Source organism: Gordonia phosphorivorans (assembly GCF_042432625.1).
In the GTDB taxonomy this organism is placed as follows: domain Bacteria; phylum Actinomycetota; class Actinomycetes; order Mycobacteriales; family Mycobacteriaceae; genus Gordonia; species Gordonia phosphorivorans.
On record NZ_JBHLWV010000020.1, the window covers coordinates 415,343 to 439,138 of the forward strand.

General features: G+C 69.3%; 22 protein-coding genes. 13 read left to right on the plus strand and 9 right to left on the minus strand.

Annotation, left to right across the window (positions count from 1 at the left end; genetic code table 11):
• Window positions 1-73 precede the first annotated feature (73 nt).
• Window positions 74-1,084, plus strand: a complete 1,011-nt coding sequence (locus tag ACFFJD_RS11190; RefSeq protein WP_382364078.1) for a heme o synthase — start codon at window positions 74-76, stop codon at window positions 1,082-1,084.
• Window positions 1,085-1,152: 68 nt separating this feature from the next.
• On the opposite strand, the gene ACFFJD_RS11195 is transcribed toward ACFFJD_RS11190, so the two are convergent.
• Window positions 1,153-2,118: a quinone oxidoreductase family protein gene (locus ACFFJD_RS11195; protein ID WP_382364080.1), complete on the minus strand. Its 966-nt coding sequence runs from the start codon at window positions 2,116-2,118 to the stop codon at window positions 1,153-1,155.
• Between the two features lie 33 nt (window positions 2,119-2,151).
• On the opposite strand from ACFFJD_RS11195, the gene ACFFJD_RS11200 reads away from it, so the two are divergent.
• Window positions 2,152-2,514 (plus strand): hypothetical protein, encoded by a 363-nt coding sequence (locus tag ACFFJD_RS11200; protein ID WP_382364082.1) that lies wholly within the window; start codon window positions 2,152-2,154, stop codon window positions 2,512-2,514.
• Here ACFFJD_RS11200 and ACFFJD_RS11205 read toward each other — a convergent pair.
• Genes ACFFJD_RS11205 through mptB form a run of 4 tightly spaced genes read right to left on the minus strand, consistent with a single transcriptional unit; the run spans window position 2,505 to window position 6,976 of the window.
• Window positions 2,505-3,446, minus strand: coding sequence for a COX15/CtaA family protein (locus ACFFJD_RS11205; RefSeq protein ID WP_382364084.1), 942 nt, complete (start codon window positions 3,444-3,446; stop codon window positions 2,505-2,507). The two genes, ACFFJD_RS11200 and ACFFJD_RS11205, sit on opposite strands and share 10 nt — an antisense overlap.
• Window positions 3,443-4,231, minus strand: a complete 789-nt coding sequence (locus tag ACFFJD_RS11210; RefSeq protein WP_382364086.1) for an ABC transporter permease — start codon at window positions 4,229-4,231, stop codon at window positions 3,443-3,445. The genes ACFFJD_RS11205 and ACFFJD_RS11210 overlap by 4 nt, the downstream gene beginning before the upstream one ends.
• Window positions 4,231-5,178, minus strand: coding sequence for an ABC transporter ATP-binding protein (locus ACFFJD_RS11215; RefSeq protein ID WP_382364478.1), 948 nt, complete (start codon window positions 5,176-5,178; stop codon window positions 4,231-4,233). The genes ACFFJD_RS11210 and ACFFJD_RS11215 overlap by 1 nt, the downstream gene beginning before the upstream one ends.
• Before the next feature lie 34 nt (window positions 5,179-5,212).
• The gene (gene mptB / locus ACFFJD_RS11220; protein WP_382364088.1) at window positions 5,213-6,976 is read right to left on the minus strand and encodes a polyprenol phosphomannose-dependent alpha 1,6 mannosyltransferase MptB; all 1,764 of its coding nucleotides are present in this window, start codon (window positions 6,974-6,976) and stop codon (window positions 5,213-5,215) included.
• Between the two features lie 117 nt (window positions 6,977-7,093).
• Here mptB and ACFFJD_RS11225 point away from each other — a divergent pair, with 117 nt between their 5' ends.
• Genes ACFFJD_RS11225 through trxA form a run of 9 tightly spaced genes read left to right on the plus strand, consistent with a single transcriptional unit; the run spans window position 7,094 to window position 15,074 of the window.
• Entirely contained in the window at window positions 7,094-7,825 is a 732-nt protein-coding gene (locus ACFFJD_RS11225) for a helix-turn-helix transcriptional regulator (RefSeq protein WP_382364090.1), read from the plus strand.
• Window positions 7,822-9,270, plus strand: coding sequence for a Fe-S cluster assembly protein SufB (sufB, locus tag ACFFJD_RS11230; protein ID WP_382364092.1), 1,449 nt, complete (start codon window positions 7,822-7,824; stop codon window positions 9,268-9,270). The genes ACFFJD_RS11225 and sufB overlap by 4 nt, the downstream gene beginning before the upstream one ends.
• Window positions 9,270-10,460 carry a Fe-S cluster assembly protein SufD gene (gene sufD, locus ACFFJD_RS11235; RefSeq protein WP_382364095.1) on the plus strand — a complete coding sequence of 397 codons (1,191 nt, stop codon included), beginning with the start codon at window positions 9,270-9,272 and terminating at the stop codon, window positions 10,458-10,460. The genes sufB and sufD overlap by 1 nt, the downstream gene beginning before the upstream one ends.
• A 34-nt stretch (window positions 10,461-10,494) precedes the next feature.
• Window positions 10,495-11,268 (plus strand): Fe-S cluster assembly ATPase SufC, encoded by a 774-nt coding sequence (sufC, locus tag ACFFJD_RS11240; RefSeq protein ID WP_382364097.1) that lies wholly within the window; start codon window positions 10,495-10,497, stop codon window positions 11,266-11,268.
• A complete protein-coding gene (locus tag ACFFJD_RS11245; RefSeq protein WP_382364099.1) occupies window positions 11,265-12,527 on the plus strand; it encodes a cysteine desulfurase in 1,263 nt (420 codons plus the stop codon). Before sufC ends, ACFFJD_RS11245 begins: the two co-directional genes overlap by 4 nt.
• A 1-nt stretch (window position 12,528) precedes the next feature.
• The gene (sufU, locus tag ACFFJD_RS11250) at window positions 12,529-12,975 is read left to right on the plus strand and encodes a Fe-S cluster assembly sulfur transfer protein SufU (RefSeq protein ID WP_382364101.1); all 447 of its coding nucleotides are present in this window, start codon (window positions 12,529-12,531) and stop codon (window positions 12,973-12,975) included.
• Window position 12,976: 1 nt separating this feature from the next.
• Entirely contained in the window at window positions 12,977-13,312 is a 336-nt protein-coding gene (locus tag ACFFJD_RS11255) for a metal-sulfur cluster assembly factor (protein ID WP_382364103.1), read from the plus strand.
• 22 nt (window positions 13,313-13,334) lie between these two features.
• Window positions 13,335-14,660 (plus strand): S1 family peptidase, encoded by a 1,326-nt coding sequence (locus ACFFJD_RS11260; protein ID WP_382364105.1) that lies wholly within the window; start codon window positions 13,335-13,337, stop codon window positions 14,658-14,660.
• A gap of 39 nt (window positions 14,661-14,699) precedes the next feature.
• Window positions 14,700-15,074: a thioredoxin gene (gene trxA, locus ACFFJD_RS11265; RefSeq protein ID WP_382364107.1), complete on the plus strand. Its 375-nt coding sequence runs from the start codon at window positions 14,700-14,702 to the stop codon at window positions 15,072-15,074.
• Here trxA and ACFFJD_RS11270 read toward each other — a convergent pair.
• Window positions 15,007-16,149: a lycopene cyclase family protein gene (locus ACFFJD_RS11270; RefSeq protein WP_382364109.1), complete on the minus strand. Its 1,143-nt coding sequence runs from the start codon at window positions 16,147-16,149 to the stop codon at window positions 15,007-15,009. The genes trxA and ACFFJD_RS11270 overlap by 68 nt on opposite strands.
• A 34-nt stretch (window positions 16,150-16,183) precedes the next feature.
• Between ACFFJD_RS11270 and ACFFJD_RS11275 the strand changes: the two genes are divergently transcribed.
• Together ACFFJD_RS11275 and ACFFJD_RS11280 are read left to right on the plus strand one after the other, a co-directional pair.
• Window positions 16,184-17,146 carry an endonuclease/exonuclease/phosphatase family protein gene (locus ACFFJD_RS11275; protein ID WP_382364111.1) on the plus strand — a complete coding sequence of 321 codons (963 nt, stop codon included), beginning with the start codon at window positions 16,184-16,186 and terminating at the stop codon, window positions 17,144-17,146.
• 11 nt (window positions 17,147-17,157) lie between these two features.
• Entirely contained in the window at window positions 17,158-18,786 is a 1,629-nt protein-coding gene (locus ACFFJD_RS11280; RefSeq protein ID WP_382364113.1) for an ABC-F family ATP-binding cassette domain-containing protein, read from the plus strand.
• Here ACFFJD_RS11280 and ACFFJD_RS11285 read toward each other — a convergent pair.
• The 3 genes from ACFFJD_RS11285 to acnA all read right to left on the minus strand — a co-directional run bounded on the left by ACFFJD_RS11285 (window position 18,770) and on the right by acnA (window position 23,792).
• A complete protein-coding gene (locus tag ACFFJD_RS11285; RefSeq protein WP_382364115.1) occupies window positions 18,770-20,314 on the minus strand; it encodes an acyl-CoA synthetase in 1,545 nt (514 codons plus the stop codon). The two genes, ACFFJD_RS11280 and ACFFJD_RS11285, sit on opposite strands and share 17 nt — an antisense overlap.
• Before the next feature lie 90 nt (window positions 20,315-20,404).
• Entirely contained in the window at window positions 20,405-20,971 is a 567-nt protein-coding gene (locus ACFFJD_RS11290; RefSeq protein ID WP_382364117.1) for a TetR/AcrR family transcriptional regulator, read from the minus strand.
• Window positions 20,972-20,978: 7 nt separating this feature from the next.
• Complete coding sequence (gene acnA, locus ACFFJD_RS11295; RefSeq protein ID WP_382364119.1) at window positions 20,979-23,792, minus strand: aconitate hydratase AcnA; 2,814 nt, start codon at window positions 23,790-23,792, stop codon at window positions 20,979-20,981.
• Window positions 23,793-23,796: the final 4 nt, after the last annotated feature.

Genomic DNA, 23,796 nt, shown 5'->3' on the forward strand with positions numbered 1-23,796 from the left:
ATCAAGCCCCAGTGCGCCGCTTTTCCGGCGGCCTCGTCGAGGCTGCAGTGCGCAGATACGAAGGAGCCAGTCGTTGAGGATCGGGGAAAGCGTAAATTCGAACGCTTCCGCCAGCGGCGAGGCTTCGCCGTCTTCGGCCACCACTGAGGCGCCCGCCTCGTTACCGGCCCGTATGAAGGCGACGGTGCTCGCGTACATCGCGCTCACCAAACCGCGCGTGATCGAACTCCTGTTGGTCTCGACGATCCCGGTGATGCTGCAGGCGGAGCGGGGAACGGTCGGCATCGGGCTGATCTTGATCACCGTGATCGGCGGCTGGCTGGGCGCGGCGAGCGCCAACAGCCTCAACATGGTGGCCGACGCCGACATCGACCAGAAGATGAAGCGCACCGAACGTCGACCGCTGGCCCGGCACGCCGTGCCCGTCCGGCACGTGCTGGTCTTCGGCCTGGTCCTCGCGGTCGCCTCCTTCGTGATGCTCTACTTCGGCACCGCCGCCTACGGCAATCCTCGTCCGTGGCTGCCGCCGGTGCTGGTGATGATCACCATCGCCTTCTACGTCGGCGTCTACACGCTGATCCTCAAGCGCCGGACCTGGCAGAACGTGATCTGGGGCGGGGCCGCGGGCTGCATGCCGTCCTTGGTCGGCTGGGCGGCCGTCACCGGTTCCCTCAGCTGGCAGCCGTTCGTGCTGTTTCTGGTGGTCTTCTTCTGGACGCCGCCGCACACCTGGGCGCTGGCCTGGCGCTACCGCGACGACTACGCCGCCGCCGGGGTGCCCATGCTCCCGGTGATCGCCTCGCCCGAGCGCGTGACGCGGCAGATGCTCATCTACACGTGGCTGACGGTGGTCACCTCGCTGTTCCTGATCCCGGTGACCAGCTGGATCTACTTCGCGGTCGCGATCCTCGCCGGCGGCTGGTTCCTCTGGTACGTCACCCGGCTGTACATCGAGACCCGTCGCGGCGTCGACGTCAAGCCGTTGAAGATCTTCCTCAAGTCCAACGAGTACCTGGCGCTGCTGTTCTGCGGTCTCGCCGTCGACGCGGTCCTGGACTGGCCGACGATCGCCTCGTACTTCTAGAGCCGCGCACTTCCAGCCTCGTACTTCTGGGTCTTCCCGCTCCCGGCGCCGACCCTGCGGGCTTTCCGCTAGGGGAGCAGCACCGTGGTGCCGGTGGTCCGGCGACCTTCGAGATCGCGGTGCGCTTGAGCGGCGTCGGCCAACGGGTAACGCTGTCCGACGCGGACCTCGACGAAGCCGCCGGCGAGCGCCGTGAAGTAGTCCTTGGCACGCCAGGCCAGCTCGCCCGGATCGGTGATGTAGTGCGCCAGGGTGGGGCGGATCACCGACAGCGAGCCGAGCGGGTTCAGGCGCTGCAGATCGAAGGGTGGCACCGGTCCGCTGGCGGCGCCGAACAGCACCACCTTCCCGCGCACCGCGGTGGCCGCGAGGGACTGCTCGAAGGTGTCCGCACCCACGCCGTCGTACGCCACCGAGACCCCGCGACCGCCGGTGAGGGCCCGGATCCGCGCGGCCAGGTCGTCGCCGTAGCGGAGCACCTCGTCGGCCCCAGCCGCTCGCGACAGCACCTCCTTGGCGTCGCTGGACACCGTCGTCAGGACGCGGAGCCCCGCCCGCTTGGCCATCTGCGTCAGGATCAGCCCCACACCGCCGGCCCCGGCCTGCACCAGCACGGTCTCACCCGAACGCGGCTGGGCCGCCCCGTCCAGCAGGTAGTGCGCGGTCAGTCCGCGCAGCAGGCCGGACCCGGCTTCCGCATAGCCGACGCCGTCGGGGATGCGCAGGGCCCGCGCCACGGGCACGGCGACCAGCTCGGCGTAACTCCCGGGCACATCGCACCAGGCCACGCGTTGTCCGACGGCGAGCTCCTCGACGCCCGGGCCCAACGCCACCACGTCTCCGGCGCCCTCGCTGCCCGGAACGAACGGCACCTGCGCCGGGTACAGACCGCTGCGCAGGTAGGTGTCGATGAAGTTCACGCCCGCCGCCCGCACGCGCACCAGGACCTGTCCCGGACCCGGTGTCGGATCGGGCGCCGGGACCGCGGTCAGCACGTCGGGACCGCCGATGGACGTCACACTGATCGCACGCATAGCTCAGTGTGGCACGCGGCTATGATGAGGCGCATGACCGACAGCACCGCCGCGCAGACCGAACCCGCTTTCGGGGTCGTCGAATCGATCACCAAGTACGTCGCCGCCGAGGGCGGCTCGGCCAAGGCCGTTCTGCAGCCCGCAGGCGCCGCCGGAGTCCGCATCACCCTCGTGGGCGAGCAGGACGGCGAGCTGGCCGATCGGGTGGTCCCCACCCTCGACGAGGCACGTCGCATCGTCGACGGCATCGAAGGCCTGGAAGTGGCCGAATGGGACCGCGACCTCACCGCCAAGGCGGCGGTCACCCCGTCGCACTGGCGTCAGATGGCGGGCTGGGTGGCCGGTTCGCACCGGTTCCCCAAGTCCCGCAACCGCAAGATCGTCGACTACCGCTGAGTCCGGTCGGCGTCGACGGCGCTCAGCAGCAGCGCCGTCGCGCCGACCATCAGCAGCGCGCTGCCGAACATGTGCAGCACCACCAGGATCACCGGCAGCCCCGTCGAGTACTGGACGTAGCCGATCACGCCCTGCAGCAGCAGGATGCCGGCGAACCACCAGGCCGCCCGGCGCATGGCGAGCCGGGCGATCAGCGCGAGCAGCAGCAGCGCGAAGCCGGTGCCCACCAGCGCCCACACCGCATCCGCGTGCAGCTGGGTGGCCAGGACCGGGTCCAGATTGTTGCGGTGTGAGTCCTCGTCGCCCGAGTGCGGGCCGGAGCCGGTCACCACGGTGCCCAGGTAGATCGTGGTCCAGGTGAGGGCGTAGACGGTGATCGCGAGGGCCGTCGCCAGGCGGGCGATCACCGAGTCGCGCGGAATCTGCACCTCGTCCGCGACGTCCACGGCGCCGCCGGGGCGCGTGCGATAGACCATCCAGGTGGCCAACGAGATGATCAGGATGGTCGCCAGGAAGTGGAACGCCACCACCCACGGGTTCAGCTTGGTCAGCACCGTGATGCCGCCGATGATGGCCTGCAGCGGCACGCCCAGCGCCACGCCGGTCGCCATACGACGGGCCACCCGGTCCACCGGGCGGTAGCGCATCGCGGCCACCCAGGTGGCCACCGCGACGGCGACCAGCACCCAGGTCAGCATGCGGTTACCGAACTCGATCACGCCGTGGTAGGTCATCGGGGGCGTGTACTTGCCGTCGCCGCACTGCGGCCACGTGGGGCACCCCAGGCCCGAGCCGGTCACCCGGACGGCGCCGCCGGTCACCACGAGCAGCACGTTGGCGGCGAGGTTCGCCACGGCCCAGGCGTAGAGGAAACGCAGGGAGGGCGTGCGGAAACCGAACCAGCCCGCGGCCGGACTCAGCGAAGTGCTCATTCGAACTTGAACCACCTGATAGCGAGGAGACCGCCGGCGACGGCCCAGAGGAGGAGGACGACGACACTGCCGACGTCGAAGGAGTTGTCGGAGACGGCATGGATCAGCGCCTCGGTGAGCGCGCCCGACGGCGACCAGCCCACCAGCAGCCCTGCCGCGTCGGGGAGATGCTCGTCGAAGACCACCAGGCCGGAGAAGGCCAGCAGCACGAACCAGATCAGGTTACCCAGGGCGAGGACCACCTCGGCCTTGAGCGTGCCGCCCAGCAGCAGACCGAGTGCGGCGAAGGCCGCGGTGCCCAGGGCGATCACCACCGCGCCGATGGCCAGGCCCGACGGATCCGGACGCCAGCCGAAGGCCAGACCGATGCCGCCGATGATCAGCGCCTGCAGGGCCACCACCAGGATCACCGCGAACGTCTTGCCTGCGATGATGCCCCACCGCGGGATGGGCGTGGCGCCCAGCCGTTTGAGCGCGCCGTAGCGGCGATCGAAGCCCACCGCGATGGCCTGGCCGGTGAAGGCCGTCGACATGATCGACACCGCCAGGATGGCCGGCACGAAACTGGCCGCGCGGGCCGCGGTGGTGTCACCGGCGGAGGTGCCGATGGGCAGCAGGCACAGCCCGATCAGCAGCGTGATCGGAATGAACATGGTCAACAGCAGCTGTTCGCCGTTGCGCAGCAGCAACGTCAGCTCGAGCCGAGTCTGGGCGGCGAGCATCCGGGGCAGCGACGCAGGCTGGGGCCGCGGGGTGAACGTCCCGGCCGGGAAACGATCGGCCATCACGCGCGCACCTCCGCTCCGGTCAGGTTCAAGAACACTTCTTCCAGGCTGAGCTGGGCCGCCGTGATCTCGGTGGCGAGGATGTCGTGGGCGGCGCACCAGGCGGCGACCTCGGCGATCAGTTGCGGGGTGACCGCGCCGATCACCGTGCACGCTCCGCCGGTACCGCGCTCGCACCGGTACCCCGGGCCGAGCGCGGCGGCCAGGTCGGACGCCTCGAAAGCGGTGGCGGTGACCAGCCGCAGCCGGTCCTGCGAGTGCGCACCGGTGAGGTCGGCCGGGGTCCCCGAGGCCACCACTGCACCGTGGTCGATGATGACGATCTGATCGGCCAGCTGCTCGGCCTCGTCGAGCAGGTGGGTGGTCAGCAGGACGGACACGCCGTCGGCGCGCAACGCGGAGATCAGCTCCCACACCAGGATGCGGGCGTGCGCGTCCAGGCCGGCCGTCGGCTCGTCCAGGAACACCAGCTCCGGGCGACCCACCAGCGCGCACGCCAACGCCAGGCGTTGCTGCTGTCCGCCGGACAGCCGTCGGTACGGGGTCCGCACGTTCTCGCGCAGGCCCAGCATGTCCAGCAGCCAGTCCGGATCGAGGGGATCGGCACTGTAGGCGGCGCACAGGGCCAGCATCTCGCCGGCCTTGGCGCCCGGATACGCGCCACCGCCCTGCAGCATCACCCCGATGCGGGCGCGGAGTCGATCATTGTCGGCCGTCGGATCCAGGCCCAGGACGCGGACCTGTCCGGCGTCGGGACGCAGAAAACCCTCGCAGGCCTCGACGGTGGTGGTCTTGCCGGCGCCGTTGGGGCCGAGCAGGGCGAGGATCTCACCGCGCGGCAGGAGCAGGTCCAGGCCGTCGACCGCGGTGACCTCACCGAACTGCTTGCGAAGACCCCGAATCTCGACGGCGGGGGACGAAGCGGAAACGGGGTGCACGTAGCCCAGCCTAGGCCCCGCGCGCCGATCCTCGGTACCCGGGTCAGGTCCGGCGGCGGGTGGCCCACCAGCGTCTGGTCGGATGATCGATGAAGAAGAAGATGCTGGCCACAAGGGTCATCAGCAGGCCGGTGGACAATCCCTGCACCACCACCATCGGCGAGGTGTCCGAACTGGTGGGCATCACCACCACCGCGATTATCGCGGAGATCACAACCGTGCCGACGCGGAACCATCGGGTGGTGGCCCACGCGGCGAGCGGGATGATCGCCCAGAGCAGATACCAGGCCTGCACGAACGGGAAGAAGATGATGACGGTGGCCATCGCGATGCCGAGACCGCCGAGCGGATGGATCCGCCCCGACAGCACCGCCAGCAGCCAGCGCACCACGAACGCGGCCGCGATCAACTGGCCGATCGGTCGCGCGACGTCGAGGATCGCCTGCGTCTGCTCGCCGAGGCCCAACCATAGTCCGATGCGGCCGGAGACCACCGAGAGCAGCGTCGGCATCGACATCCACGAGCGCACGATGCCGCCGGTGGTGGTGGTGCTGGTCCACCCGAAGCCGAGGCCGGTGCCGAGGCAGATGGCCACCACCACCAGCACGGCCACCGCTCCGGTGACCGCCGCCGCGGCGGCCAGTGCGCGCAATGTCTGCTTGGACCGCGACCACCACTGCCGCCACGGCGCATTCCGCAGGGCGGGCAGGGTCGCACCCCAGCGCCGCGCCAGCGCGACCCCGACGAAGCCGAGCGCCAGCAGCGAGGTGACCTTGATCATCGCCGAGGCCGCGATCATCGCGGCACCCCCCAGCAGGAGCCATCCGGCGGCCGACGGCAGTCGCCGCGCCGGCGACCACAGGCTGTCGGCGTCGTAGATCGCACGGAAGCACCATTCGACGCCGACCAGCATCATGCCGATCATCAGAGCCTCGTTGTGGATGCCGCCCACCAGATGCAGGATCAGCAGCGGATTCATCGCGCCGAGCCAGAGGGCGGCGACCGACGAGACGCCGCAGCGGCGGGCCAGACGCGGCAGCGCCCAGATGATGAGGGCCACGCCCACCAGCGCCACCAGGCGATGCAGGAACACCGCCACCGTGATGGTCTCACCGGTGACGCGGGTGATCTGCTCGCCGATCCACAGGAACAGCGGCCCGTACGGTGCGGGCGTGTCCTTCCACAGGTTGGGCACCGACAACGACAGCACGTGATCGACGCCCAGCCCGCGCATCGGGCTGTAGGTGTACGGATCCATTCCGCGGAAGCCGATCGCGCTCTGCGCGAGATAGGAGTAGACGTCCTTACTCAGCAGCGGGGGAGCGAACAGCAGGGGGAAGATCCACATCACCAGGGTGCGGTCGGCCTGCGACCGGGACATCCGCCGCGCCGGGCTGCGATTCTCGGCCACTTCCACCGAGAATCTGCCGATGGCATAGCGCCCGAGCAGAATCCACGCGAGCACCAGCATCATGGTGCCGCCGATGGAGATGGTCAGCGCCGTGGAGAACATCCGCGACGGCAGCGAGAACACCCGCATGCCGACGATCGGGTTCTGCAGCACCGGCATCATGCCGGTGCCCAGCGAACCGATGAGGATCAGGACGGCGCCGGTGGTGCCGAACAGGCGGATGCGCCGCAGCCGCTTGTTCTCCAACGGATTGAGCGCGCCCACGTGGGCGTCCTCGCCGTGCAACCGGGCCAGCGAGACGCCGTAATCCCCGGTGGCATCGATGTCGGTGTTCCGAGAGGGCCGTGACAGGCCGAGGTGATCGAGCGCAGCGCGCACTCCTGGAACGTTCCGCACCCGTCAGACTCTAGGGCATCGGAGTCGCCGATCCGTCGACCCGGCGGGACACGAGCGCTTAGGTCACCCTTGGTGGAAGCGGGGGAATAATTACGTCACAATAATGTTGTGAAAAGTATGGACGACGGAAACTCGCTGCTCATCGAGCAGTTTGCGGACGGGCCTGGCGCTGACGGCCAGACCCGCGCCGCCGTCGTCTCCCTACTCGTCGACGAGGGTCCGCTCACCGCGAGCGACATCGCCGAGCGGCTCGGGATCAGCGCCGCCGGCGTACGCCGCCACCTGGACATCCTGCTCAGTGCGGGCGACGTCCAGACCGCGGCGCCGGGTTTCGGTCGCGGCGGCCGCGGCCGTCCCGCCAAATACTTCCAGCTGAGCCCGACCGGTCGCGGCAAGCTGCGACACGCCTACGATGACCTCGCCGGTGCCGCGCTGCGCATGCTGCGCGACGTCGGCGGCGAGCAGGCCGTGGCCGAGTTCGCCCGCGACCGCGTCGACGGCATCGTCTCGTCGGTGACGCCGGCCTCGGGTGAGGCGGACGTGGTGCGCACCGTCGAAGACATCGCCGACGCGCTCACCAGCGCCGGGTACTCGGCCAATGTCCGCGAAGTGGGCACCGGCGTACAGATCTGCCAGCACCACTGCCCGGTGGCGCACGTCGCGACGCAGTTCCCCGAGCTCTGCGAAGCCGAGACCGCACGGTTCACCGAACTGCTCGGCACCCACGTGCAGCGCCTGGCGACCATCGCCAACGGCGACTGCGTCTGCACCACCCACGTTCCGATAACGCCCATTAGTCCTGCCCCGAATAGTCCTGCACAGAACCCCAACGGAAAGGCCACACGATGACGGTCACCGAACCCGCCGCGACTACCGCGCCGGCCCCGCTGTCCCAGGAAGAGACGATCGCGTCCTTCGACCGGTACGGCTACGGCTGGTCCGACAGCGACGTTGCGGGCGCCTCCGCCCAGCGCGGCCTGTCCGAGGCCGTGGTGCGTGACATCTCCGCGAAGAAGAGCGAGCCCGAGTGGATGCTCGAACAGCGGCTCAAGGCGCTGCGCATCTTCGACAAGCAGCCGATGCCCACGTGGGGCGCCGATCTGAGCGGGATCGACTTCGACAACATCAAGTACTTCGTGCGGTCCACCGAGAAGCAGGCCCAGTCCTGGGAGGACCTGCCCGAGGACATCAAGAACACCTACGACCGCCTGGGCATCCCGGAGGCCGAGAAGCAGCGCCTGGTGGCCGGCGTCGCCGCGCAGTACGAGTCCGAGGTGGTCTACCACCAGATCCGCGAGGACCTGGAGGAGAAGGGTGTCATCTTCCTCGACACCGACACCGGTCTGCGTGAGCACCCGGAGATCTTCCAGGAGTACTTCGGCAGCGTCATCCCGGCTGGCGACAACAAGTTCTCCGCGCTGAACACGTCCGTGTGGTCGGGCGGCTCGTTCGTCTACGTGCCGCCGGGCGTGCGCGTGGACATCCCGCTGCAGGCCTACTTCCGGATCAACACCGAGAACATGGGCCAGTTCGAGCGCACACTGATCATCGTCGACGAGGGTGCCTACGTGCACTACGTCGAGGGCTGCACCGCCCCGATCTACAAGTCCGACTCGCTGCACTCGGCCGTGGTCGAGATCGTGGTGAAGAAGGGCGGCCGCTGCCGCTACACCACCATCCAGAACTGGTCGAACAACGTCTACAACCTGGTGACCAAGCGCGCCAAGGCCGAAGAGGGCGCGACCATGGAATGGGTCGACGGCAACATCGGCTCCAAGGTCACCATGAAGTACCCGGCCGTGTGGCTCACCGGTGAGCACGCCAAGGGCGAGGTGCTGTCGGTGGCTTTCGCCGGTCCCGGTCAGCACCAGGACACCGGATCCAAGATGGTCCACCTGGCGCCGAACACCTCGAGCAACATCATCTCCAAGTCGGTGGCCCGCGGCGGCGGCCGTTCGTCCTACCGCGGTCTGATCAAGATCAACCCGGGTGCCCACGGCAGCCGGTCGACGGTCGAGTGCGACGCCCTGCTGGTGGACCAGATCAGCCGCAGCGACACCTACCCGTACGTCGACATCCGCGAGGACGACGTGACCATGGGCCACGAGGCCACCGTCTCCAAGGTGAGCGACGATCAGATCTTCTATCTGATGAGTCGCGGTCTCACCGAGGAGGAGGCCATGGGCATGGTGGTGCGCGGCTTCGTCGAGCCCATCGCCAAGGAACTGCCCATGGAATACGCATTGGAACTCAACCGGCTCATCGAGCTGCAGATGGAAGGATCGGTCGGCTGATGGCGGCCCCGGAGAAGAGCACGACCACCGAGACCACCCCGGTCGCGGTGGTGGTCAACAAGGGCGAACTGTTCACCTCGTTCGACGTGGAGGCCTTCGAGGTCCCGAGCCAGCGCGAAGAGGCGTGGCGGTTCACCCCGTTCCGGCGCCTTCGCGGCCTGCACGACGGCAGCGCCGTCGCCACCGCGACGACCACCGTCGAGGTCGCCGGTGCCGGCGAGGGTGTGCGCGTCGAGACCGTGCGACGCGGCGACGAACGCCTCGGCGCGGCCGGTGTGCCGTTCGATCGTGTTGCGGCACAGGCATTCTCGTCGTTCGAGGAGGCCACCGTGGTCACCATCGAGCGCGAAGCTCAGGTCGCCGAACCCGTCGTGATCGCCGTGACGGGCCCGGGCGAGGGCCAGGTGGCCTACTCGCACCTGCAGATTCACGCGAAAGCGTTCGCCAACGCCACCGTGGTCCTGGACCAGCGCGGCGGCGGCACCCTCGGCGAGAACGTCGAGATCATCGCCGACGACAGCGCGCACCTGACCGTGGTCAACGTGCACGACTGGGACGACGACGCCGTGCACGTGGCCGCCCATCACCTGGCGCTCGGGCGCGACGCCGTGCTGCGGCACTTCGCGATCAGCCTGGGCGGCAACACCGTTCGTCTGTCCCCGCGGGTGCAGTACAACGGTCCCGGCGGTGACGCCGAGCTGTGGGGTCTGTACTTCGCCGACGCCGGCCAGCACCTGGAGCAGCGTCTGCTGGTCGATCACAGCGCACCCATGTGCCGCTCGCACGTGGTCTACAAGGGCGCCCTGCAGGGCGATCCCTCGGGTAACAAGCGGGGCGAGGCCCGCACCGTATGGATCGGCGACGTGCTGATCCGCCCGTCCGCCGAAGGCACCGACACCTACGAGCTCAACCGCAACCTGGTGCTCACCGACAACGCCCGCGCCGACTCGGTTCCCAACCTGGAGATCGAGACCGGCGAGATTCGCGGCGCAGGCCACGCCAGCGCCACCGGACGCTTCGACGACGAGCAGCTGTTCTACCTGCAGTCCCGAGGAATCCCCGAAGACGTGGCGCGCCGCCTGGTGGTCCGCGGCTTCTTCGGCGAGGTCCTCGCCAAGATCACCGTCCCCGAACTTCGCGAGCGGCTCGAAGCAGCCATCGAAGCCGAACTCGAATCCGCGGGCGCCTGAGCGCCTGAGCCCGTACAGAAAGACGAGACACACTGTGAGCACTCTGGAAATCCGCGACCTGCACGTCGACGTGACCCCGGCCGATGCCGACGCCGAGCCCATCCACATCCTCAAGGGCGTCAACCTGACCCTCGATTCCGGTCAGACGCACGCCATCATGGGCCCCAACGGCTCGGGCAAGTCGACCCTGGCGTATGCCATCGCCGGCCATCCCCGCTACACCGTCACCCAGGGTTCGATCACCCTCGACGGCGAAGACGTGCTGGCCATGAGCGTCGACGAACGCGCGCGGGCCGGCCTGTTCCTGGCCATGCAGTACCCGGTGGAGGTCCCCGGCGTGTCGACGTCGAACTTCCTGCGCTCGGCGGTCACCGCGGTCCGCGGCGAGGCCCCGAAGCTGCGCCACTGGGTCAAGGAGAACCGTGAGGCGATGGCCGCGCTGGAGATCGATTCCGCTTTCGGTGACCGCAGCGTCAACGAGGGCTTCTCCGGCGGCGAGAAGAAGCGCCTGGAGATCCTGCAGCTGTCGCTGCTCAAGCCGAAGATCGCCGTACTCGACGAGACCGACTCCGGCCTGGACGTCGACGCCCTGCGCGTGGTCTCCGAGGGCGTCAACCGCTACCGCGAGAGCGAAGGCGGCGGCGTGCTGCTGATCACCCACTACACCCGCATCCTGCGCTACATCACGCCCGATCACGTGCACGTCTTCGTGGACGGCCGGATCGCCGAATCGGGCGGACCCGAACTGGCCGACGAGTTGGAGGAGAACGGCTACGTTCGGTTCACGTCGGCCGTCGCAGCGAAGTGAATCTCGACCGGATCCGCGCAGACTTCCCGATCCTCGCGCGCACCGTGCGCGATGATCGGCCGTTGGTCTACCTCGACTCCGGCGCCACCTCGCAGCGTCCACTCCAGGTCCTCGACGCCGAGCGGGATTTCCTGCTCAACCGCAATGCCGCCGTGCACCGCGGGGCGCACCAGCTGGCCGAGGAGGCCACCGACGATTACGAGCACGCCCGCGCGGCGATCGCCGGTTTCGTCGGGGCGGCCGTGGACGAGATCGTCTTCACCAAGAACGCGACCGAGGCGCTGAACCTGGTCGCCTACAGTCTCGGCGATCCGCGGTCGGGGGCGCTGTTCGACGACGCGCCGCTGGGCCCGGGGGACACCGTGGTGGTGACCGAGCTCGAGCATCACGCGAACCTGGTGCCGTGGCAGGAGCTGTGCGGACGCACCGGCGCCACCCTGAAGTGGTACGGCGTCACTGACGACGGGCGCATCGATCTGGATTCGCTGACGCTCGACGACTCGGTCAAGATCGTGGCCTTCACGCACCAGTCCAACGTGACCGGTGCGATCACCGACGTGGCCGAGCTGGTGGCCCGGGCACGCGCGGTGAACGCGCTCACCGTGCTCGACGCCTGCCAGTCCGTGCCGCACCTGCCGGTGGACTTCTCGGCGCTGGGCGTGGACTTCGCCGCGTTCTCCGGCCACAAGATGCTCGGGCCGTCGGGCGTGGGCGTGCTGTACGGCCGGGCGCAGCTGCTGGCGCAGTTGCCGCCCTTCCTGACCGGCGGATCGATGATCGAGACCGTCACCATGGAGGGTTCGACGTACGCGCCGCCGCCGCAGCGCTTCGAGGCCGGCGTGCCGATGACCTCGCAGGTCGTCGGGCTCGGTGCGGCCGTGGAGTACCTGGAGGCGATCGGCATGGCGAACATCGCCGCGCACGAACACGTCCTGGTCGAGCGCGCCCTGGAGCAGTTGGGCGCGATCGAAGGTCTGCGTCTGGTCGGCCCCTCCGACAGCACCGATCGAGGTGCCGCGATCTCGTTCATGGTCGAAGGCATCCATGCCCACGACCTCGGGCAGGTCCTCGACGACGAGGGCATCGCGATCCGCGTGGGTCACCACTGCGCGTGGCCGCTGCACCGTCGCCTCGGCATCGCCGCCAGCGCGCGGGCGTCGTTCGCGCTGTACAACACCGTCGACGAGGTCGACGCATTGGCCGCCGGCATTCGGCGCGCCCAGGAGTTCTTCGGCACCGTCGGGGGAGGAGACCGCTGACATGCGGATGGAGCAGATGTACCAGGACGTGATCCTGGACCACTACAAGCACCCGCACGGCCGCGGCCTCCGCGAGCCGTTCGGCGCCGAGGTGCACCACGTCAATCCGACGTGCGGCGACGAGGTGACCCTGCGGGTGGCGGTGGCCGACGGCGCCATCGCCGACGTCTCCTACGACGGGCAGGGCTGCTCGATCTCGCAGGCGTCCACCTCCGTGCTCTTCGACCAGATCGTGGGTTTGGACGTGACGCAGGCGCTGGCCGCCGTGGACTCCTACCAGGCGATGCTGACCTCGCGGGGCGCCGATCTGGGCGACGAAGACGTGATCGGCGACGGCATCGCGTTCTCCGGCGTCAGCAAGTACCCGGCGCGCGTCAAGTGCGCCCTCCTCGGCTGGCTGGCCTTCAAGGACGCGCTCGCCCAAATCCATGAGAAGACAGGAGTCTGACATGACCGAACCCAATACCGCGCTGCCCTCCCACGACGACGTGGAAGAGGCGATGCGCGACGTGGTGGACCCCGAACTGGGCATCAACGTGGTCGACCTCGGCCTGGTCTACGGCTTCGAGATCAACGACGACGCCGCCGTGCGGCTGGACATGACCCTGACCTCCCCGGCCTGCCCGCTCACCGATGTGATCGAGGATCAGACCCGCGGAGCCCTGGTGGGCAGCGGTCTGTGCACCGACGTGGAGATCAACTGGGTGTGGCTGCCGCCGTGGGGCCCGGACAAGATCACCGACGACGGCCGCGAGCAGCTGCGCGCCTTGGGCTTCACCGTCTGACCCCTGTGATAATTTCACCCGGGTGAGGCCGATTCCGCGCACCCTGGCGCTGGTGACCGTTGCCGTGCTCGCCTTTCTCCCCGGCGGTGCGGGCCTGGCTCGCGCCGACGGCTCGGAGTCGATCGCTTCGCGGGTGGGACCGTCGCTGGTGTTCGTACAGACGGAGTTCACCGCGGGCGTCGACATTCCCTTTGACGACGGCACGCGCCGCCTCGACGATGTGACCGTGACCGGCAATTGCACCGGCTACGTGGTCGACGCCGCCGGGTACATCGCGACCGCCGGACACTGCGTCGATCCGAACGACGAGTCGATCCTGAACTCCTTCCGGGAGCGCGCGGTGGCCACCGTCGCCCGGGCGCAGGGCCGCGACGAGGCGTGGGCCTCCCGGATCTACGAACAGGCCGTGGAACAGAAGTGGTCGGTGACCACTCCCGACGGCGAGGCCGGTGCGGCCACCTCGGTGCGGCTGCGCCAGCCCACCGGCCCGCACCAGGTCTTTCCCGAGTGGACGGCCGTGGACGTGGTGGCCTACCAGGGCTTCGACGAGGGCGACAACGCGCTGCTGAAGGTGGCGCCCCCGCAGGGACTGCGCGCCCTGGTGATCTCCGATCGTGCGCCCGAACCCGGCGACGAGGTGGTCGCGATCGGCTTCCCCGGCGCCGTCCAGTCGACCAACGACTCCTCGGCGATCGCCCAGCCGTCGTACAAGAACGGGACCGTGTCCTCCCGCCAGACCAGCGACTCCGGCCTGGTCCGCACCGAGATCTCCGCCGTGCTGGGTCAGGGCATGTCCGGCGGGCCCACCGTGGACTCGGCCGGGGCCGTTGTCGGCACCAACTCCGCGGGTGCCGCACTGCGCGATGAGAAGGCCTCCTTCAACTTCATCACCGACAACATCGCCCTGCGCACCTATCTGGAGAGCCACGACGTGCGCCTGGCGGCGGCCCCGGAACCGGCCGATTCGACCAGTCCGTGGGTGTGGATCGGCCCGTTGATCGGGGCCGGAGTGCTGGCCCTCGCCGGCCTGGGCTGGTGGCTGCTGCGCCGCCGACGCGCGCCGCAGCCCCCGCCGCCCCCGGCCGCCCCGCTGCCGCCGCAGCAGTGGCAACGGCCCGGACCGCCTCCCGCGCGCCCGCCCCAGCCCCCGATGACCCAGCCCCGCCCACCGCAACGCTCGCAGCCGCCACCGCAGGCGCGGCCGCAGCCCCCTCGTCCCCAGCCCCCTCGTCCCCAGCCCCCTCGTCCGCAGCCCCAACGTCCGCCGCTCGCCGAGCAGCCGACGGTGCTGAATCAGCCGCGTCCGAATCTTCGCCCGGGCGGTCCGGATCAGCCGCCGCAGCGGTAGCCTCGGGAATACCTCGCGCCCACCGACGTTAAGGAAGACATGAGCACAATCGAACTCACCGGTAACAATTTCGAGCAGACCGTTCTCGACAGCGAGATCGTCCTGGTGGACTTCTGGGCATCGTGGTGCGGCCCGTGCCGCCAGTTCGCGCCGACCTTCGAGGCCGCCGCGGAGAAGTACGACGACGTCGTCTTCGGCAAGGTCGACACCGAGGCGCAGCAGGAGCTGGCGCAGGCCGCCAGCATCCGGTCCATCCCCACCCTGATGGTCTTCAAGAAGGGTCACCTGGTCTTCAACGAGGCCGGCGCGCTGCCGCCGCAGGCCCTCGACTCGCTCGTCGAGCAGGTCAAGGCGCTCGACGTGGACAAGGCCATCGCCGAAGCCCAGGCGCAGGCCCCCGGCGAACAGGCCTGACGAAACCGGCGAGCACGGCGAGCCGCAGTCGCCACGGCACCCGCACGAACACAGCGGTCATCGCCCGCAGCACCCCCGCCAGGTCGGTGCGACCGGACAGGTAGACGCGCTGCACCTCGGGCGGGAGCCGGAAGAAGGCGTCGAAGAAGGCCGTCAGCTGCGGTCCGTCGAATCTCAGCAGCACCGCGAGGCCGCGCAGCCGGAGCCGGTACACCCAGCGCGCCGACCGCGGCCACAGGGCGGACCCGCCGTCGATCCCGACGGCGAGGGCCGCCGCCAGTGTCTCGGCCCAGCGCAGTGACTCGGCCACGCTGTACCCGGTGGCCGGGTTCAGCAGGCCGCCTGCGGCACCGAACCGCAGCGGCGCCCCCGGTGCCGCGCGCCACGGGGTGCGCGTGGCGTAGAGCGGAAAGTCCACCAGCTCCGGTTCGCCCACCTGTGTGCCGAGCCCGCGCCGCGCGTTGCGTCGCGCCAGTTCGGCGAGATCCACCTCGGTGGGGGCCGCGGCCAGGGACGTCTCTTCCACCAGATCGCGGTCGGCATCCACCCGCACCCGGTAGCTGAACGACGGGTGCCGCTCCGAAGTGCCGCGCCAGTCCATCAGCACCATCTCCGGTTCGCGGCCCGCGGCCGGTACAAAGGCGCCGACGGCGCGTTGCCGGGCCACGTCGTCGCCCACCCCGGTCCCGCCGCGCGCATCCACCACCGTCCGCGCCCGCAGCGTCGCTCCGTCGGCGGTGCGGACCTGCGTGTCGGTCACCAGGGTCGCGGCGCCGGTGACCACGCGCACGCCGTCGAGGGACAGTGCCTCCTGCAGCGCCACGGTATTCAGCACGCCGTAGCCACGTGGTACCCGCCGACGACCGGGGGTGTACACCACCACCTCGTCGGCGACCGCCGCCAGCACGCCCGCGCCTAGCCATGCCGGCAGGTCGTCGACGAACAGGGCGATCGTCATCGTCCACGGTCGGTGCGGTGCCGGATCCAGCACGGTCACCGCCAACCCGTGCGCCGCGGCCCGATGCGCCAGCGCCCGTCCGGCCGGTCCCGCGCCGACGATCAGCAGATCGCTCATCGCTTCAGGCTAACCGACCCGTAGGGTGCATCACGTGTGGGTGCGCAGCGGTAGGTGGGCCGCCGGGACGGCTGTCGCGATCGGTCTCTTCGGCGTCTTTCTGCACTACACCCGGCTGAGCGGTGATCTGCTCACCAGCGCGGTCGCCTTCGCGCCGCTGCTGATGGCTGTCGCGCTGGCCGGGCTGCTGCTGGCGCTCATCGTCCGGGCCTGGTGGGTGGTGGGCATCGGCGCGGTGGTGGTGCTGGTGAGTCTGCTCACCCAAGTGCCGCTGTACGTCAACGGCAGCGACAGCGCCGCGGGCGAGTTCACGGTGCTGTCGATCAACCTCGACCAGGGGCGCGCGGATGTGGCCGAACTCGCCGAGCTCGTCCAGCGGTACGACGTTGACGTGCTGACCGCGACCGAGGTGACGCCGGCCGCTTGGTCGCAGCTGGCCTCCTCGCCGATCGCCGCGCAGCTGAAGTACTCGGTGGCCCACCCCGCCGACGCGGGCAACGGGGGAGCGGTGCTCTCGCGCTATCCGATCACCGAGGATCGTCGCCTCGACGAATTCTGGCTGCCCAACATCCGGGTGGTGGTGGACCTGCCCGGCGGAAAACCGCTGGTGGTGTACGGGGTGCACGTGATGCCGCCGTATCCGGACACCTCCGATCAGTGGCGCGCCGAGCTGCGCGCGCTGTCGGCGGCGCTGGCCGCCGAGACCGGCCCGGTGATCGTGGCCGGGGATTTCAACGCCACCTACGATCACCGACACTACCGCCAGCTGATGATGACCACCGACGGGAAGCCGGGCATGACCGACGCGGCCGAGGAGACCGGAGCGGGCATGGTGCGCACCTATCCCACCGACCAGTGGTTCCCGGCCCTGCTGGCGATCGATCACGTGCTCTCGCGCGGCGGGCCGCAGCCGGTGTCCTTCGAGCGCTTCGAACTCCCGGGCACCGACCACTACGGCGTGCTCGCACGATTTCGGGGCGTGCCGACGCGCCGGTAGCATGGCTCGTCGTGATCACCGCGACCGACCTTGAGGTACGAGCGGGCGCCCGGACCCTGCTTTCCGCGCCCGGCGACGCCCTGCGCATCGCCCCCGGGGACCGGATCGGCCTGGTGGGGCGCAACGGCGCGGGCAAGACCACCAGCCTCCGCATCCTCGCCGGGGAGACCGAGCCCTACGCGGGCACGGTCCGCCGCAGCGGACCGATCGGCTACCTGCCGCAGGACCCGAAAGAGGGCGACCTGTCGATCCTTGCGAAGGATCGGGTGCTGTCGGCGCGCGGTCTGGACGAGATTCTGGCGCAGATGACGCGGCAGCAGACGATCATGGCCGAGGCCACCGACGACACCAAGCGGGATCGGGCGATCGCCAAGTTCTCCCGCCTCGAGGAGCGTTTCGGCACCCTCGGCGGCTACCTCGCCGAATCCGAGGCCGCCCGCATCTGCAGCAACCTGGGGTTGCCCGATCGGGTCCTCGAGCAGGAACTGCGCACCCTGTCCGGCGGTCAACGCCGCCGCGTGGAGCTGGCGCGCATCCTCTTCGCCGCCTCCGACGGGTCCGGCAAGTCCGACACCACCCTGCTGCTCGACGAACCGACCAACCACCTCGACGCCGACTCGATCACCTGGCTGCGCAGCTTCCTGCAGAACCACGACGGCGGCCTGGTGGTGATCAGCCACGACGTGGAACTGCTCAACGACGTGGTCAACCGCGTGTGGTTCCTCGACGCGGTGCGCGGCGAGGCCGACGTCTACAACATGAACTGGAAGCGCTACCTGGATCAGCGCGCCACCGACGAGCAGCGGCGCCGTCGCGAACGCGCCAACGCCGAGAAGAAGGCCGGCGCCCTGCGCGTGCAGGCGGCCAAGCTCGGGGCCAAGGCCACCAAGGCCACCGCGGCCCAGCAGATGCTCAAGCGCGCCGAGAAGATGATGAACGAGCTCGACGCCGAGCACGTGGCCGACCGCACCGCGAAGATCCGGTTCCCCGAGCCCGCCGCCTGCGGCAAGACGCCGCTGACCGCGCAGGGCCTGACCAAGGTCTACGGTTCGCTGGAGATCTTCACCGGCGTGGACCTGTCCATCGACAAGGGCAGCCGGGTGGTGGTCCTGGGCCTCAACGGCGCGGGCAAGACCACGCTGCTGCGGCTGCTGGCCGGCACCGAGGAGCCCGACCTGGGCACCGTCGAACACGGCTACGGCCTGAAGCTGGGGTACTTCGCGCAGGAGCACGACACCCTCGACGATGCGGCGACGGTGTGGGAGAACATCCGGCACGCAGCCCCGGACGCGGGCGAGCAGGATCTGCGGGGTCTGCTCGGCGCGTTCATGTTCTCCGGTGCGCAGTTGGAGCAGCCGGCCGGCACCCTCTCCGGCGGCGAGAAGACCCGCCTGGCGCTGGCCGGACTGGTCTCCTCGGCCGCCAACGTCCTGCTGCTGGACGAGCCGACCAACAACCTGGATCCGATCTCGCGGGAGCAGGTGCTGGAGGCGCTGCGCAGCTACACCGGGGCCGTGGTCCTGGTGACGCACGACCCCGGCGCGGCCGCCGCCCTCGATCCGCAGCGGGTGATCCTGCTGCCCGACGGCACCGAGGACCACTGGTCCGACGAGTATCAGGAGATCATCGAGCTGGCGTGAGCACGCGCTTGAGCAGTTCGCCCTTGACCAGCTTCCCGGTCGGGGTGCGCGGCAGGTCCTCGAGGAATTCGATCGTCCGCGGCACCTTGTAGGCGGCCAACCGGTCGGTCGCGTAGGCGATCAGTTCGGCGGCGAGCTCCGGGCTGGGCGTGACCCCGTCGGTCACCTCCACGTAGCCGCGGGCCACTTCGCCCAGGTCCTCGTCGGGCAGGCCGAGGACGGCGACGTCGGCCACCGCGGGATGGTTGACCAGCACGTTCTCCGCCTCCTGCGGGTAGATGTTCACCCCGCCGGAGATGATCACGAAGGCCTTGCGGTCGGTGAGGTAGAGGAAGCCGTCGGAGTCGAGGTAGCCCAGGTCGCCGGTGGTGGCCCAGAACTCGTGCTGCGGGTGCCGCGCGGCTCGGGTCTTCTCCGGATCGTTGTGGTAGGTGAAGGCCGGGGTGTCGCGTTCGAAGTACACCGTGCCGACCTCACCGGCGGGCAGGTCGGTGCCCTCGTCGTCGCAGATGTGGATCACGCCGAGTGCCGCACGCCCCACCGAGCCGGGGCGTTCCAAGGCGTCCTGCGGACCGATCAGGGTGACACCAGCCGCCTCGGTGGCGGCGTAGTACTCCTGGATCACCGGACCCCACCACTGGATCATCTTGCGCTTGACCTCGGCCGGGCACGGCGCCGCCGCGTGCACGGCCACCTTCATGCTCGACAGGTCGTACCGGCTGCGCACCTGTTCCGGCAGCTTCAGCATGCGCACGAACATCGTCGGCACCCACTGGCTGTGGGTGATGGAGTAGCGCTCGACGAGCTCGAGCGCCTCCTCCGGCTCGAACCGGTCCATCATCACCACCGTCCCGCCGAGGGAGTTCACCATCGCGCAGTAGCGCAGGGGCGCGGCGTGATACACCGGCGCGGGGGACAGGTACAGCGTGTCCGGACCGAACCCGTAGAACGGTCCGAAGACGGCGCTGACGGTGTCCGGCACCTCGTCGACCTGCCCGTCCGGCAGCGGCGGGCGGATCCCCTTGGGGCGGCCGGTGGTGCCCGACGAGTACAGCATGTCGGTGCCGCGGGGCTGGCCGGCCAGCGGCGCGTCCGAGGCGTCGGCGAGCACCGCGGCGTAGTCGGCGAAGCCGTCGATGCCCGGCTCGCCCCAGGCGATCCGGCGCTCGGCGGCGGCGATCACCGCGTCGGCCTCGGCCACGGCGGCGGCCACGTTCGCCGAGGCGAACAGCACGCCGGCCCCGCAGTCGGCGAGGATGTAGTTGACCTCCGGGGCCGTCAGATGGTGGTTGACCACCGTCACGTACATGCCGCTGCGCACGGCCGCCCAGTACACGTCGAAGACCCGCAGGTCGTTGTCGGAGACCACCGCGACCGTATCGCCCGGGCCCAGGCCCAGGGCGGACAGGTGGTTGGCGATCCGCGTCGAGTTCGCAATCAGTTCGGCGTAGGTGACCTGCTCGCCGGTGGCGGGGCGAATCAGGGCGGCCTTGTCCGCCGCGGTGGCGAGATGATTTCCGGGATACACGGGGCTCCTAGCGAAAGTGCGGTCAGCGGGTGATGTTCACCACGCTAACCGCACTCTCGAGACCGTATCCGTCGAAAGGCCGAAGCCGAATCACTCGGCGGCGCGCACCGATGCCTCCACCAGGTCGAGCACCGCGTGCAGGTCGTCGGTCGACTGACCGGTGGCCAGTCGCGTGATCAGGCCGTCGAGCACCAGATCCAGGTAGGTCACCAGCACCTCGGTCGGCACGTCCTTGCGGAGGCTGCCGTCCTTGCGCTTGCGTTCGAGTCGCGCGAGGGTGACCGCCTCCAGATCGTCGTTGTGCGCCGCCCACGCATGTGCGAAGGCCGGATCGCTGCGGATCTTGCGCACGATCTCCAGCCGGGTGCCCAGCCAGTCGAAGTCCTTGGGGCGGGCGAGCATGTCGCGCATCACCTGCACCAGACCCTCTTCGGCGGCCACGTCGGCCATCCGTTCGGCGTCCTCGCGCGCCAGAGCGAGGAAGAGCGCCTCTTTGTCCTTGAAGTGGTGGAAGATCGCGCCACGGGAGAGCGCCGTGGCTTCTTCCAGCCGTTTGACCGTGGCCCCGTCGTAGCCGTACTCGGCGAAACAGTGCCGCGCGCCGTCGAGAATCTCCCGACGACGCGCGGCAAGCCGGTCATCGCTGACCCTTGGCACTTCTCTATCAGCTCTGGATCATGTTCCGGAGCACGTACTGCAGGATGCCGCCGTTGCGGTAGTAGTCGGCTTCACCCGGGGTGTCGATCCGGACCACCGCGTCGAACTCGACGACGTCGCCGTTCTCCTTGGTCGCGGTGACCTTCAGCGTCTTCGGGGTGACACCCTCGTTGAGCTGCTCCAGACCGGTGATGTCGAAGACCTCGGTGCCGTCCAGGCCCAGGGTCTTGGCCGACTCGCCCTCCGGGAACTGCAGGGGCACGACGCCCATGCCGATCAGGTTGGAGCGGTGGATGCGCTCGAACGACTCGGTGATGACGGCCTTCACGCCGAGCAGCACCGTGCCCTTGGCGGCCCAGTCACGCGAGCTGCCCGAGCCGTACTCCTTGCCACCGAGGACGACCAGCGGGATGCCGGCGGCCTGGTAGTTGACCGACGCGTCGTAGATGAACGACTGCGGGCCGCCCTCCTGGGTGAAGTCGCGGGTGTAACCACCGGAGACACCGTCGAGCAGCTGGTTCTGCAGACGGATGTTCGCGAAGGTGCCGCGGATCATCACCTCGTGGTTGCCACGACGGCTGCCCAGCGAGTTGTAGTCCTTGCGGGCCACACCGTTGGCGTCCAGGTACTGAGCCGCCGGGGTGCCGGGCTTGATCGGACCGGCCGGGCTGATGTGGTCGGTGGTGACCGAGTCGCCCAGCAGAGCCAGGACGCGAGCGCCCTTGATGTCCGAGACGGGGTCCGGGTCCATGGTCATGCCGTCGAAGTACGGCGCCTTGCGGACGTAGGTCGACTTCTCGTCCCACTCGAAGGTGTCGCCGTCGGGGGTGTTCAGGCCCTGCCAGCGCTCGTCACCGTCGAACACGGTGGCGTACGACTTGGTGAACATGTCCGCGTTGATCGCCGACTTGATGGTGTCGTCGATCTCCTGTGCCGACGGCCAGATGTCCTTCAGGAAGACGTCGTTGCCGTCGGTGTCGGTGCCCAGGGCTTCGGTCTCGAAGTCGAAGTCCATGGTGCCGGCCAGCGCGTAGGCGATGACCAGCGGCGGGCTCGCCAGGTAGTTCATCTTGACGTCGGGGGAGATGCGACCCTCGAAGTTACGGTTGCCCGACAGCACGGCGGTGACCGTCAGGTCCTCGTCGTTGACGGCCTTGCTGATCGCCTCCGGCAGCGGACCGGTGTTGCCGATGCAGGTGGTGCAGCCGTAACCGCCCAGGTAGAAGCCGAGCTTCTCCAGGTACGGCCACAGGCCGGCCTTCTCGTAGTAGTCCGAGACCACCTGCGAGCCCGGCGCCATGTTGGTCTTGACCCACGGCTTGGAGGTCAGGCCCTTCTCGACGGCGTTGCGGGCCAGCAGGCCTGCGCCGATCATGACCGACGGGTTCGAGGTGTTGGTGCAGGAGGTGATGCCGGCGACCGCGACCGCGCCGTGGTCGAGCACGAAGGTGTTGCCGTCGGAGGTGACGGTGACCGGCTTGCTCGGGCGGCCCTCGGCGCCGTTGGCGGCCGACTGCACGTTCACGGCACCGTCGTCGGCGAAGGACAGTGCGGCCGGATCGGAAGCCGGGAAGGACTCCTCGACGGCCTCGTCGAGCTGGGTGTGCTCGGCGGGCATGTGCTCTTCGACGTAGTTGTGGATGTCCTTGCGGAAGGCCACCTTCGACTCCGAGAGCAGGATGCGGTCCTGCGGGCGCTTCGGGCCGGCGATCGACGGCACCACGGTGCCCAGATCCAGCTCGAGGTACTCCGAGTACTGCGCCTCGTTGTCGACGTCGTGCCACATGCCCTGTTCCTTGGCGTACGCCTCGACGAGAGCGAGCTGCTCCTCGGTGCGGCCGGTCAGGCGCAGGTAGTTGATGGTCTCGCCGTCGATCGGGAAGATCGCGCAGGTCGAACCGAACTCGGGGCTCATGTTGCCCAGGGTGGCGCGGTTGGCCAGCGGCACCTCGGCGACACCGGCGCCGTAGAACTCGACGAACTTGCCGACCACACCGTGCTGACGCAGCATGTCGGTGACGGTCAGGACCACGTCGGTCGCGGTGACGCCCGGCTTGATCTCACCGGACAGCTTGAAGCCGACCACGCGCGGGATCAGCATGGAGACCGGCTGGCCGAGCATGGCGGCCTCGGCCTCGATACCGCCGACGCCCCAGCCCAGCACACCCAGGCCGTTCTCCATGGTGGTGTGCGAGTCGGTGCCGACGCAGGTGTCCGGGTAGGCCTGCCCGTTGCGGGTCATCACGACGCGCGCCAGGTGCTCGATGTTCACCTGGTGCACGATGCCCATGCCCGGCGGGACGACGCGGAAGTCGTCGAAGGCGCCCTGGCCCCAGCGCAGGAACTGGTAGCGCTCACCGTTGCGCTGGTACTCCAGCTCCACGTTGCGCTCGAAGGCGTCGGCGCGGCCGAACACGTCCAGGATCACCGAGTGGTCGATGACCATCTCGGCGGGGGACAGCGGGTTCACCTTGTTGGGGTCGCCGCCGAGGGCGCTGACGGCCTCGCGCATGGTGGCCAGGTCGACCACGCAGGGCACGCCGGTGAAGTCCTGCATCAGGACGCGGGCGGGCGTGAACTGAATCTCCACGCTCGGCTGAGCGTTCGGATCCCAATTGGCCAGCGCATTGATGTGATCGCTGGTGATGTTCGCGCCGTCTTCGGTGCGCAGAAGGTTCTCGGCGAGAACCTTCAGCGCGTAGGGCAGCTTCTCGGTACCGGGGACTGCCGACAGGCGGAAGATCTCGAACGAGTCATCTCCCACCTCCAGCGTGCCGCGGGCGCCAAAGGAATCCTTGCTCAAGGTGTGCTCCACTCTCATCGCG